Origin of the sequence: Lacinutrix himadriensis (assembly GCF_001418105.1) — a bacterium.
GTDB lineage: Bacteria > Bacteroidota > Bacteroidia > Flavobacteriales > Flavobacteriaceae > Oceanihabitans > Oceanihabitans himadriense.
Genome location: NZ_LIQI01000019.1, coordinates 266,099 through 278,711, shown reverse-complemented (window position 1 = coordinate 278,711; position 12,613 = coordinate 266,099). Strand labels below are relative to the sequence as shown.

The following is a 12,613-nucleotide window of genomic DNA, read 5'->3' as shown; positions in this document are numbered from 1 at the left end:
CAAATCAAGTGTTACTTGATCTGTATTTTGTTTTACACAAAATGCTGAAGTGAACTTCGTGTTTTGTATAAAGACTTAACTATTAACGTTATATATTTTTATAAAGTAAGGGATTGCATATCCCATAGTGGTTATCCAATACAAGCATAGAAAACCAAATCAAGTAAAACTTGATCTGTATTTTTGTTTTACACAAAATGCTGAAGTGAATTTCGCGTTTTGTATAAAACAAAAAAACCATAACTTTCGTTATGGTTTTCCTTTTGCGGAGAGTAAGGGATTCGAACCCCTGGAGGTGTGACCCTCAACAGTTTTCAAGACTGCCGCATTCGACCACTCTGCCAACTCTCCAGTAGTGTCTATTTGGATAATCTCCAAATGCGAGTGCAAATATATAATCCTTTTTAGTTCCTACCAATAAAAAAGCGAATTTTTATTACTTTTTTTTTATTCTGCTACCAATAAGTTTTTCCAGAACTTGGTTATTAAGTCATTACAAATAGTATTTTTGCCAAAATAAGTAACTAGAATGAATATAATAGACCATTTATCTTGGCGATATGCAACAAAAACCTTCAACCAAGAGCTGTTAATTGATAAAGAAGCATTACAAATACTCTGTGATGCATTTAATCTAACAGCAACATCATACGGATTACAACCTATAAAGTTGGTGGTCATTCAAGATAAAAAATTGCAGGCAGATTTAGTAGAACATTCTATGAATCAGCAGCAAGTAGCACAAGCATCGCAGGTATTAGTATTCTGTATTGAAACTAATATTGATAAAGAATTCATATTAAACTATTTTAATAGAATTAAAGATATTAGAGATACGCCAGATGCTATCTTAAATCCGTTTCGAGACTTTTTAATCGATGACTTCTCCAAAAAAGAACAAGAAGCCATCGAAGAATGGGCAATCAAACAAGCATATCTTGCTATGGGAAACATGCTAACCGTTTGTGCTACACAAGGCATTGATTCTTGTCCGATGGAAGGATTTAGTCCAGAGAAATACGATGAGATATTAGACTTAAAAAGCAAAGGTTTAAAATCGGTATTAATTATGCCAATAGGGTATCGCGCAGAAGACGATATGTTTGCTGGATTTAAAAAAGTAAGAAAAGCGGTTTCCGAATCGGTAATCCTACACCAACAATAAACTGGCAAGATTGTTGTTATATTAAAAAAAAATATACATTTGTATAAATCACCATATCCATTTTTAAGATGAAAAATCTAATTCTAATTGTCGCTTTTGCTTTTGTAAGTAGTGTTTTTTCGCAAGAAGAAGAAATGTCTAACCTAAATTGGTTAACAGATATTAATCAAGCAAAATCCGTGTCTTCCAAAGAGAAAAAACCGATTTTAGTATATTTCACAGGAAGTGATTGGTGTCCGCCTTGTAAAATGTTGAAAGAAGATTTTTTCAATTCGCCAGCATTTGAAGAGAAAGCAAAAAGCATGGTGCTTTTAATGGTAGATATGCCAAGAAGAATTGATATTATCTCTCCAGAACAAAAGGAGAAAAATATAGCACTAGTACATAAGTATAATAAAAACGGTAGTTACCCAAATATTGTTGCCCTTAACGCAAGTGGAAAGGTTATTGGCGAAATTTCGGGATATACCTTTTTAAGAGAAACAGATAGACACGATGCATTTGTAGATGCTGTATTAGAAAATTATTAAAGAAATTAAATATAAAAAAAGCGTCAATACGAATAGTTTTGACGCTTTTTTTATTCCTTATATTAAACGTAAATTTGCAATAACAATTACTATAAATTATGCCTGGATTTGAACTTTTTGGAGATAAAGAACGTAAAGAAGTAAACGATGTACTAGAAAATGGTGTGCTGATGCGCTATGGTTTTGATGCCATGCGAAACGGACATTGGAAAGCAAAAGAATTAGAACAAGCTTTACAAGATAAATTGCAAGTACAACACGCACAATTAGTGTCTAGTGGTACGGCTGCGGTTTCTATTGCAATGGCTGCTGCAGGAATTGGAGCTGGTGATGAGGTTATCATGCCTACATTTACTTTTGTTGCCAGTTTTGAAGCTATTATGATGCTTGGCGCTGTTCCTGTTTTAGTGGATATCGATGATACGCTAACTTTAAATCCGGAAGCCGTTAAAAAAGCAATTACACCAAATACAAAAGCGGTTATGCCTGTCCATATGTGCGGAAGTATGGCAAATCTAGATGCTTTAAAAAATATTTGTGAGAACAATAATTTAATACTAATCGAAGATTCTTCACAAGCAACAGGAGCAACCTATAAAGGGAAACCTCTTGGTAGTATTGGTGATTTGGGATGTTTGTCTTTAGATTTTGTAAAAATAATTACCGCTGGTGAAGGTGGTGTGGTACTGACTAATAATCCGAAATATGCATTGCACGCAGATCATTTTAGTGATCACGGACATGACCATAAAGGAAATGATAGAGGTGCAGAAACACATCCTTTTTTAGGATATAATTTCCGTATTTCTGAATTACACGCAGCAGTTGGTTTGGCACAAATTAATAGATTAGACGAATTTGTAGCGATTCAGAAAAAAAATTATACCATTCTTCGGGATGCTTTAGCACAAATTCCAGAAGTCGTTTTTAGAACCGTTCCGGAAGGAGGAGAAGAAAGCTATTCGTTTTTAAGCTTCTTTTTAGCGGATTTAGAAACCACCAGAAAAGCTTCGGCAGCATTAAAAGAAAATGGTATCGATGCTTGTTTTCATTATTATGATAACCAATGGCATTATATTAGAAAATGGCAACATCTTAAAGATCTAAAAACATTATATCCTATTCCTGCAGAAGTGAAAAAAGGATTGAAATACCTAGAAACTGCAGATTATTCGAAATCTGACGATTTTATAGCTAGAAATATCTCTTGTTTAATAAAATTATCTTGGACGGAAGAAGAAATAAAACTTCGTGCAGAAAAAATGGTTGCAGCAATACGTGCTTCGATTTAAAAAAAGATATAAATTCTTTAAATCCCTTTTAGGCAATAGCTTAAAAGGGATTTTTTTTGTTTCAAAAATTAATGTTTTAAAATGTTAACCTTTTGATTTTTAATGTATAAATAAGAAGTAAACAGCTATTAATCCATTAAATAAAAATCAAAGATCATGAACTATTTTTACAAAAACCACGAATTCAAAAAGAGTAAATATCTAGCGAGTAAAAAAGCACTCACTTTAGTTATTACTTTACTGTTAACGCTAAGTAGCATTGCCCAAAACGGAATTAACTATAAAGCGGTTATTAAAGACGCAACAGGTAACGTGATGGTGTCTGCACCAATAAGTATTCAATTTACTATATATGAAGGTGTAGCACTTACTAATAAAGTGTATCAAGAAAGCCATACTTTAAATACCGATGCCAACGGCATGATTATCGTTAATATTGGAGAAGGGATATCTGGATACAATTTTTCTGCAATAGATTGGGGAAATGATGATCATTATTTAAACGTGCAGGTAAATGTTGGTGCTGGCCTAGTCGATTTAGGAACCACGCAATTTAAAACGGTGCCTTATGCTTTAGTCGCTAAAGATGTTGAAAATGCAGTTTGGGAAACCAATGGTATAAATGCTTTTTATAATGATGGGAAAGTGGGAATTGGTACCAATACGCCGCTTGCGGAACTAGATGTAAAGGGGACTGGATTTACAAAAGCTCGTGTGACTTCTGTCTCTGAAACGGCATCGCTGCAACTTTTTCGACCTGGAGCATCAAATATAGATTGGTCCTTCAATAATGCTACAAATAATGAACTTCAGATTGCAAGCTCTAATGATGATATATTATCTGGAGCGGTGAGATTGCGTTTAAAATCTAATGGAGATATTATTATGGCACAAAATGAAGGGCGTGTTGGTATAGGAACTTTTTCTCCTGTAAACCCTTTATCGGTATTGCAAACTTCAGGTACAGCAAATACCGTTCGTATTGAAAGTCTGGACCAACCTACAGGAAAAGATCTTATCGAACTTATTGTGCCTGCTGGATCTACATCGGGATCGCAATTTATAGAAATGCAAAATGGGGGGGATATTGTTGCGGCTGTAAATAGTGATGGTTCTGCTGAATTTAAATCGGTACAGTTTGAAGATAATAGTGTGCAAACTACAGCTGCTATTGGTCCGGTAGCTTATGGCTTTGTGGGAACTACAGGTGGTGTTTTATCTGGTTCGGGGAACTACAGTGCTTCTTGGGTTGCGGCAAGTAATAGATATGAAATTACAATTACAGGAGAGAGCTATTTCTGGACACTCTATACGACCAATGTTACGGGTTCTTCATCTGCTATTGAAAAAACACGTGTCACTAGCGCTGCAGGGAAATTAGTAGTGTATCTGTATGACGATGCAGGCGTAGCTATTCAAGGTAATTTTCAGTTTGTCACGTATAAATAATCTAAAAAATAAGCATTATGAAAACAATATTAATCTTAGTATTCCTTTGGAGTTATACTATATGTAGTACAGCGCAAACTATAGATACGTTTAGTGTCGATAGTGGAGGTGCTTCCGTTTCCGCTGGCAACATAAGTATACTTTATACTCTTGGAGAAGTTAATGTGCAAGAGTTACGTACAGATCAAGTTCAGATTTCCGAAGGTTTTATAAACGCCAATTTTAAAATAAAAATAGACCCGAAACTATTTTTACAAGGCCCTCTTTTAAGTCCTGCAGTCACCGGTTTAATGAATGATAATCTGCGTATCTCCTTACTACCAACTACCAGTCCGTATGCAGATGCAGCTACTTGTGATGCTTCGGTATTTACCATTACAGGAAACAATGCTATTGTAGATTGGGTTTGGGTAGAACTTAGAGCGGCAATTGATAATACCAAAGTCATTAATGGTAAATCGGCACTCGTACAGCGAGATGGTGATGTGGTAGCTGCAGACGGTGTAACCAATCTACTTATGAATGCAGCACCAAGTAACTACTATGTGGTGGTAAATCATAGAAATCATTTGGGAGCCATGAGTGCATCCACTATTGGTTTATTGGAAGATACCGCAACGGTAGTCAATTTTAAGAGCAGTAGTTTTTCCACTTTTGGAAATCATGCACAAACCACACTTGCTTCAGGCGATATGGCGCTTTGGGCAGGAAATGCAAATGGCGATAATGCGGTTCGTTATTTGGGAGGCGGTAATGATACTAACTTTATTAAAGATGAAGTATTAAACCATCCTAATAATCCTTCTGGTGTTAATTTAATTCCGTTTTCGGGATATAATAATGCAGATATTAATTTAGATGGAACCGTACGCTATTTAGGCGCTAATAATGACACCAATATCATTAAGGATATTATTTTGAATCATCCGAATAATGGTTCCGGTTCCAATTTATTTCTATTGCTAAGTCAGATTTCAAATTAAAAAAACAAACCATTTTAAAATTTACAATTATGAAAAAACAATATATAACTTTCGTTTTCACATTATTAACAACAATAATGCTTCAGGGGCAAGATGCTTATCAGTATAGTTTAAGTTTTCTTGGTGTAAATCCTGCAACAGACAATTATCAAATGGCTTTACTAGCTACACCAAATTTTGATGCATCAAATGGGAACACGGCAGATCTTGGAGCTGCTTTTTATGTGCCAGAAGGATTGGGGATATCCATTGGTAATTTTCAAGCAGCAGATTCTGGTATTCCGGCTGGTGAATGGATTGGTTATTCTAGCGGTACAGATGCTGGAAAAGAACTTTTTCAAATATTGAGAGTTCCAGGGGTTACTAATTATTTTATAAATGCCGAAAATGGCGTGCCTATTCAATTGGCTGTTTTCGATATTATAGCGGCAACAAATCCAACAACAGGTACCATAACGTTAGCTAATAATGACGATCCTTTTGTTTTGGCTACTTTTTCTGAAAATTTCTTAAATGTGAGTTTTACAGGAACAACAACCAATTATTTCGGACAGCATGATGCAACGGCAAATAGTATTAATTTTGATACCTTGTCTGTAGATGAAATTTTGGTTACGGATAGTGTGAAGCTTTCGGTATACCCAAATCCTGCGTCCAATGTGATTCATATATCGGCTACATTTCCAGTAGAAAAAGTAGCGCTTTATGATGTGACGGGGAAACTCGTTTTAAGTAGTAACGATACCAAACAAATACAAGTGAATGCATTAAATGCGGGTATGTATTTGCTGAAAATATATGCGAATCAACAAACACTAACTAGAAAAGTGGTTATTGAATAAGAATTTAAAAATGCTATTAATCGAAGTGATTAGGGGAACTATTCTAGCGTAAGCTACAATAATTCCCCTTTTTTTCACTTAAAATATATGTTGTAATTAATAGGCTTAATATCCTACATATTCTACAATCTCTAAGCCATATCCAATCATACCAACTCGTTTGGTTTGTTGTGTATTAGAGATTAATTTTAGCTTATGGATATTTAAATCGTGTAGAATTTGTGCACCAATACCGAAATCTTTAGAATCCATTTCAATACTAGGCGCTTTTACTACTTCACCTTCTGTTTGTGTTTCTTTTAAAATACTTAATCGTTTTAAAAGATTCATCGATTGCGATTGCTGATTGATGAAAATAACGGCACCTTTTCCAGCATCGTTAATCACTTTAAACATATCGTCTAGTTTTTCATCTGCATTATTGGTTAAAGTACCAAGTATGTCATTATTAACAAGCGTAGAGTTTACACGTGTTAAAACCGTTTCGTTTGCAGACCAAGAACCTTTGGTTAGTGCAATATGAATCTGGTCGTTTGTAGTTTGATGATATGCTCTTAAACGAAAGTTTCCAAAACGCGTTTCAATATTAAAGTCTTCTTTTTTCTCTATTAATGAATCGTGCTCCATACGGTAAGCAACAAGGTCTTCGATAGAAATAATTTTTAAGTCGAATTTCTTAGCCACTTTTACCAATTGTGGTAAACGTGCCATGGTTCCATCTTCATTTAAAATTTCTACTAAAATTCCAGCAGGTTTTAAACCCGCTAAACGTGCTAAATCTACAGAAGCTTCGGTGTGACCTGTTCTACGTAAAACACCTCCGTTTTTGGCACGTAAAGGAAAAATATGTCCTGGACGACCTAAATCTTGGGGTTTGGTATCTTCTTTTACTAAAAATTCAATCGTCTTAGATCTATCGTGTACCGAAATTCCGGTAGTACAACCATGTCCTATTAAATCTACAGATACTGTAAATGGTGTATGGTGTAAAACAGTGTTGTTTTGTACCATCATATCCAAATGTAATTCTTCACAGCGATCTTCGGTTAATGGTGCGCAAATTAATCCGCGACCATGAGTTGCCATGAAATTAATCATCTCTGGAGTTACTTTTTCTGCTGCGGCAATAAAATCGCCTTCGTTTTCTCTGTCCTCATCATCTACAACAATAATAACTTTACCGTTTTTAATATCGGCTATGGCTGCTTCAATAGTATCTAGAGTGTACTCTTTATTATTGCTTTCTTTTGTTGGTGTTATCATGTTACAAAGGTATTCTTATTTTAATGTATTAGAAAAGTCTTCCTTAATTTTATTTAGTCTTAAAAAATGCGTCAACGGATAAAAAACATAACCAACAAATAGTCTTATTGGGTTTTTAGAATTTGTTTTATCATCCATGAATCCATAAAGTGCTTTTATGTTTAAAAACGATTTTATATAGTAAATAATTAGCATTACAAACGAAACGATGCTTAGTTGTACTGCTGCTGAAGCAAAATTAGGAAGTTCATTGTTTTTAAACACAAAGAATAATATAATTAATACTAATCCTGTGATATAGAAAATTAATGCCGTTTTAGAATGAAAGCTATAAGCAGTGAAAATAGATTTAACTTGATCTAGATCCTTTATATCAACTGCGCTTTCTTCGATATTTGAAACGACTTCTTCATCAGAAGAGGCTTTAATTTTAAAGAGTTTTTTTATCGGTTCAATAATATGATCAAACTCAAATAAACCTCTGTCTGCCGTTGCTCTTCGTGTTAAAAAGACGCCCAAAGGAAACATAACAATAGTAGAAAGCCAAGGTGCTAGAACCGGATTTACACTACCATCATTCGCACTATTTTTGGCGAAAATACCAATAAAGTGGTAGGTTAAAAATAACAGAATTGCAATAACCATAGGTAAACCAAGACCTCCTTTTCTAATTAATGCACCAAGTGGCGCACCAACAAAAAATAAGATGACACAAGCAAATCCTAAAGCAAATTTTTCATGTAAGGCAACAATGTGTTTGTTGTATTTTGTTTTTTTATTCTTTAAATATTTTTCTTTAGAGACAATCATTTGCCTTGTGCTATTCGTAGAGTTTATTGCTAAATCTATTAATTGCAAGGTTTTTTTAGTATCGTATAAACTTAAAATATCTCCATTAAAAATAGAATCTTTTTTAGGTTGTAAACCAATATCTAAAGATGTTATTTGTGACCTTTTGTATAGATTATCAGAGAATTCATCGTATTCTTTTTTGTTTTCAAGACTTAGCGAATCTATCGTGTAGTTTAGGTCGCTAACATTAAGCATGCTGTATTTGTCTGAAATGTTTTTCTCATCTAAATCTTGGCTGTTCTCTTTAGATAAGTCTATGTTGAACGTATAGGTTTTAAATGCGCTTTTTACTAATGGATTTTTTTCTCTGTCCTTAAATTTTTTAGGCGGTGTATCATCATAGAAATAACCATCGTGTAATATTAGTTTTAATACACTAGACTTGTCATCTCCAATAAGTTCTCCGGTTTTAGATACTATGGTTGTATTGTTTTTATTCCCTCTTGAAGTACTGCTTTTTTTATGTATAACAACACCTTTAAGGTCTTTTCCGTTTAGACCACTTTTTTCTTCTACCTTAATATTAAAGTCTCCAACATCATTAAACTGGCCCTCGGCAATAGCCATTGCAGGTTTTAATTTTTTTATATTGTTACGTAAATTATACGAATTGTATTCTCCCCAAGGTATTACGCTATTGCTAAAAAAGAAGGTAGTGATCCCAAGTATACCAATAAAAATCCCTAAACCAGTCATGGCGCGTTGTAGCGAAATCCCTGTAGATTTCATGGCTGCAAACTCATAGTTTTCGGCAAAATTACCAAATACCATAATAGAGGCAAGGAGGATGGTTAGTGGTAGTACTAACGGAATTAACTTTGGTGAGTAGTATAGTAAGAACTTTAAAACTACAATTAAATCTAAGTCTTTACCTGCTAATTCTTTGATGAATAACCAAATAGTTTGTAAAACAAAAATCAGCATGAGTATTAAAAACACGCTGATAAAGGTTTTGAGATAAGTGCTTAAAATGTATCTGTCTAATATTTTCACACTTTAAATGTATTGCTATTCTTTAATTAACCTAATCTAATTTTTCTATGTAGTAGTCCTTAAACTTACTTTTGTCAAAGGTAAATAAGGTTTTTGATATAGTCTCATTAGTTTTAAAAGAATTAACAGTAAAAGTGGTTTTTGTTCCATTTTTACCTGTTTCTATTAAATTGTAGATGTGTTTTGTTTGTGCATCAATACCTAAAAGAACATTTTTTATTTCCGAATTAGAATCAATAGGAGTTAATTGTACATACTGTATTTTTCTTCCTTGTACATTTTGAACAATGTCCATTTTGTAAGAGTATCCATCTTCGTAAAAAGATAGCATTTTACTAGGTGTAATGCTTCCTTCTTCATCCATACTTTCGGTAGAAATGGTTACTTGTTCGTCTTCCGGACTGATGCTATATAGCGTTTTTCCATCATAAACTCTAGTGATACCAAGAATGTTTAGTTTATATTTTTCGCCTTGTATTACTACATCACCACGTGTTTCTTGTTTGATGTTTTCGGCATTATTATGTAGCATATACTTAAAGTCGATCGCTATATTATCATAGCTTTTAACTTTTTGAGAAACTTCATCTAATAACGTTTTTGCTTCGTTTTGAGCAAAACTAGTCATGCTTAATAAAATGGTAAATATGAAAATTAACTTCTTCATAATAAATATTTGTTTTTTTTCTATTTGTTATAAACTTTCGTTTTCTAATAATTGATCGAGACTAACTAAATCTGGAACTAAAACTTGTCTTGCTTTACTACCTTCAAAACCACCAACAATTCCGGCAGCTTCCAACTGGTCTATTAGTCGTCCTGCACGATTGTATCCTAATTTTAACTTACGTTGTAATAGGGATGCAGACCCTTGTTGTGCAATAACAATAAGTTCGGCAGCTTGGCGAAATAATTTATCTCTATCGCTTATATCTATATCAAGACTTGTGCCACTTTCTTCACCAACGTATTCTGGAAGTAAATGCGCGTCCGGATAAGCTTTTTGTGCACCAATAAAATCTACTATTCGTTCTACTTCTGGTGTATCTACAAAAGCACATTGTATACGTACTAACTCGTTTCCTTGCGTATATAACATATCTCCACGACCAATAAGTTGATCTGCTCCAGAGCCATCTAAAATAGTTCGAGAATCTATTTTACTAGTTACTCTAAAAGCGATTCTTGCAGGGAAATTTGCTTTAATAATACCTGTAATTACATTTACCGAAGGTCTTTGTGTTGCAACAATTAAATGAATTCCAATAGCACGGGCTAATTGTGCTAAACGCGCAACAGGAGTTTCTACTTCTTTACCAGCTGTCATAATTAAATCGGCAAACTCATCTACCACTAAAACAATGTATGGTAAAAATGCATGTCCGTCATTCGGATTTAATTTACGCGCTTTAAATTTGGTGTTATATTCTACAATGTTACGACATAATGCGTTTTTAAGCATTTCGTAACGGTTATCCATTTCAATACAAAGGGAATTAAGCGTGTTAATTACTTTGGTGTTATCGGTAATAATGGCTTCTGCTTCGTCTGGAAGTTTTGCTAAATAATGGCGCTCAATTTTATTAAATAAAGTAAGCTCTACTTTTTTAGGATCTACTAAAACAAACTTCACTTCTGCAGGATGTTTTTTATAAAGGAGGGAAGTAAGTACTGCATTTAAACCTACCGATTTACCTTGACCTGTTGCTCCAGCCATAAGCATGTGTGGCATTTTGGCTAAATCTACTACAAAGGTTTCGTTACTAATGGTTTTACCAAAAGCAATAGGTAATTCCATTTCTGATTTTTGGAATTTTTGCGAAGCGATTACCGATCGCATCGAAACAATCGTCGAATTCTTGTTGGGTACCTCAATACCAATCGTTCCTTTTCCAGGAATAGGAGCAATAATACGAATACCTAATGCCGAAAGCGATAAGGCTATATCATCTTCTAGGTTTTTAATTTTTGAAATACGTACTCCAGCTTCTGGTACAATTTCATATAAGGTTACGGTGGGACCAATAGTAGCCTTGATACTTGCAATACCAATTTTATAATTGCTTAAGGTTTCTACAATACGGTTTTTGTTTTCTTCAAGCTCTTCTTGGTTGATAGAAATCCCTTCGTTATCGTATTTTTTTAATAGGTCTAAAGGCGGAAATTGGTAATTACCCAATTCTAAAGTAGGATCAAATTGGCCAAAGTCGGCTACAAGTTTGTTGGCTAGATTATCGGTTTCGGAAAGTTCTTCCTCCACTTTTTCAATTTTCATCGCTATTTCACCTTCCTCAATGTCTTCCTCTATTTCTTCTTCTTTGGCTATTTCTATTTGAAAGTCTTCTGTATTCGTTTCTATTTTAACCTCTTTTTTAATTTCAGGTTCTTTAGGTTCTATAGTGTTTTCTAAAGGAACTTGATGTGCTTTTTTAATTTCTTCGGCTTCCGCAGTTAAATCATTATCTATAGGAGTGAATTCTTCCTTAAAGTCTTCTATCTCGTCATTGATCTCCTTTTTCGCCTTTTTGAAAATCTTTTTAAAGGTATCCACAGTCATTTCAAAACGAATGGCTAAATAGGTGATTAACCCAAAAACAAGAAACAGTAGGGTTCCTATTTTACCAATATAATCTTGTAGATACGAATTGATTTCAAAACCAATAGTACCACCTAATATGTCGTTTTTATGTGCAAAGAAGCCAAAGAAAATAGAGAGCCAAATAACAATTAAAGTTCCCCAAAACCAATGTTTGCCTAGTTTTTCTTTTTTTAGGTTTAGCAAAACATAAACTCCAGAAAGAAATAGTAAACCAGCAAATATAAAGGATGCAATACCAAAACCGCGTTGTATAAAAAAGTCGCTTAACCAAACACCAGATTTGCTAAGCCAGTTTTGCGTTTCTACGCTTCTAGAAGCAAATTCAGATAAAGTACTTTGGTCTGCTTTTCCTGTAAAAAAGAAAGATAAAAAAGCGATAAAAAGCAATAAACCAAGTATTACTAATAAACTACCTAATACCAGTTTTTGCTGATTAGATAACTTAAAACTTGGTGCTTTTAATGTTTTTGTTTTCTTGGTTGCAGTCTTTGTAGTCTTTGCCGTTTTCGGTTTCTTTTTTGCCATACTTATTTTCCACGAAAGTGAAAATCTTTAATTTCTAATTTTTTGCTGAATATGCTTTGAAATAAATTTTGTTTCGATGGAAACAAAAATACAAATTACAAATGGTAACGAAACTTTATT

At 33.8% G+C, this 12,613-nt stretch carries 10 protein-coding genes and 1 tRNA gene; 6 read left to right on the top strand and 5 right to left on the bottom strand.

Annotated features, from left to right (window positions below):
• Positions 1-266: 266 nt before the first annotated feature.
• A tRNA-Ser gene (locus tag AMD28_RS06860) sits at positions 267-351 on the bottom strand.
• Between the two features lie 178 nt (positions 352-529).
• Between AMD28_RS06860 and AMD28_RS06855 the strand changes: the two genes are divergently transcribed.
• From AMD28_RS06855 to AMD28_RS06830, 6 genes are all read left to right on the top strand, one after another.
• Positions 530-1,165 carry a nitroreductase family protein gene (locus tag AMD28_RS06855; RefSeq protein ID WP_055443414.1) on the top strand — a complete coding sequence of 212 codons (636 nt, stop codon included), beginning with the start codon at positions 530-532 and terminating at the stop codon, positions 1,163-1,165.
• A gap of 68 nt (positions 1,166-1,233) precedes the next feature.
• The gene (locus tag AMD28_RS06850; protein WP_055443413.1) at positions 1,234-1,695 is read left to right on the top strand and encodes a thioredoxin family protein; all 462 of its coding nucleotides are present in this window, start codon (positions 1,234-1,236) and stop codon (positions 1,693-1,695) included.
• Positions 1,696-1,793: 98 nt separating this feature from the next.
• Positions 1,794-2,987: a DegT/DnrJ/EryC1/StrS family aminotransferase gene (locus AMD28_RS06845; RefSeq protein ID WP_055443412.1), complete on the top strand. Its 1,194-nt coding sequence runs from the start codon at positions 1,794-1,796 to the stop codon at positions 2,985-2,987.
• 156 nt (positions 2,988-3,143) lie between these two features.
• Positions 3,144-4,436 (top strand): hypothetical protein, encoded by a 1,293-nt coding sequence (locus tag AMD28_RS06840; RefSeq protein ID WP_055443411.1) that lies wholly within the window; start codon positions 3,144-3,146, stop codon positions 4,434-4,436.
• Positions 4,437-4,453: 17 nt separating this feature from the next.
• On the top strand, positions 4,454-5,419 hold the full coding sequence (locus tag AMD28_RS06835; protein ID WP_055443410.1) for a hypothetical protein: 966 nt from the start codon (positions 4,454-4,456) through the stop codon (positions 5,417-5,419).
• A gap of 29 nt (positions 5,420-5,448) precedes the next feature.
• The gene (locus tag AMD28_RS06830) at positions 5,449-6,261 is read left to right on the top strand and encodes a T9SS type A sorting domain-containing protein (protein WP_083478255.1); all 813 of its coding nucleotides are present in this window, start codon (positions 5,449-5,451) and stop codon (positions 6,259-6,261) included.
• A gap of 105 nt (positions 6,262-6,366) precedes the next feature.
• Here the strand turns inward: AMD28_RS06830 and ribB are convergent, their stop codons facing one another.
• Genes ribB through AMD28_RS06810 form a run of 4 tightly spaced genes read right to left on the bottom strand, consistent with a single transcriptional unit; the run spans position 6,367 to position 12,493 of the window.
• Positions 6,367-7,524, bottom strand: a complete 1,158-nt coding sequence (gene ribB / locus AMD28_RS06825) for a 3,4-dihydroxy-2-butanone-4-phosphate synthase (protein ID WP_055443408.1) — start codon at positions 7,522-7,524, stop codon at positions 6,367-6,369.
• 15 nt (positions 7,525-7,539) lie between these two features.
• The gene (locus AMD28_RS06820; protein WP_083478254.1) at positions 7,540-9,369 is read right to left on the bottom strand and encodes an LptF/LptG family permease; all 1,830 of its coding nucleotides are present in this window, start codon (positions 9,367-9,369) and stop codon (positions 7,540-7,542) included.
• Between the two features lie 31 nt (positions 9,370-9,400).
• The gene (lolA1, locus tag AMD28_RS06815) at positions 9,401-10,036 is read right to left on the bottom strand and encodes an outer membrane lipoprotein periplasmic chaperone LolA1 (protein ID WP_055443406.1); all 636 of its coding nucleotides are present in this window, start codon (positions 10,034-10,036) and stop codon (positions 9,401-9,403) included.
• Positions 10,037-10,063: 27 nt separating this feature from the next.
• On the bottom strand, positions 10,064-12,493 hold the full coding sequence (locus tag AMD28_RS06810; protein WP_055443405.1) for an FtsK/SpoIIIE family DNA translocase: 2,430 nt from the start codon (positions 12,491-12,493) through the stop codon (positions 10,064-10,066).
• Between the last annotated feature and the right edge of the window lie 120 nt (positions 12,494-12,613).

Bases quoted from the DNA above. Each gene is read 5' to 3' on its own strand.
- AMD28_RS06855 (WP_055443414.1), top strand. From the start codon at position 530: ATGAATATAATAGACCATTTATCTTGGCGATATGCAACAAAAACCTTC.
- AMD28_RS06850 (WP_055443413.1), top strand. From the start codon at position 1,234: ATGAAAAATCTAATTCTAATTGTCGCTTTTGCTTTTGTAAGTAGTGTT.
- AMD28_RS06845 (WP_055443412.1), top strand. From the start codon at position 1,794: ATGCCTGGATTTGAACTTTTTGGAGATAAAGAACGTAAAGAAGTAAAC.
- AMD28_RS06840 (WP_055443411.1), top strand. From the start codon at position 3,144: ATGAACTATTTTTACAAAAACCACGAATTCAAAAAGAGTAAATATCTA.
- AMD28_RS06835 (WP_055443410.1), top strand. From the start codon at position 4,454: ATGAAAACAATATTAATCTTAGTATTCCTTTGGAGTTATACTATATGT.
- AMD28_RS06830 (WP_083478255.1), top strand. From the start codon at position 5,449: ATGAAAAAACAATATATAACTTTCGTTTTCACATTATTAACAACAATA.
- ribB (WP_055443408.1), bottom strand. From the start codon at position 7,524: ATGATAACACCAACAAAAGAAAGCAATAATAAAGAGTACACTCTAGAT.
- lolA1 (WP_055443406.1), bottom strand. From the start codon at position 10,036: ATGAAGAAGTTAATTTTCATATTTACCATTTTATTAAGCATGACTAGT.
- AMD28_RS06810 (WP_055443405.1), bottom strand. From the start codon at position 12,493: ATGGCAAAAAAGAAACCGAAAACGGCAAAGACTACAAAGACTGCAACC.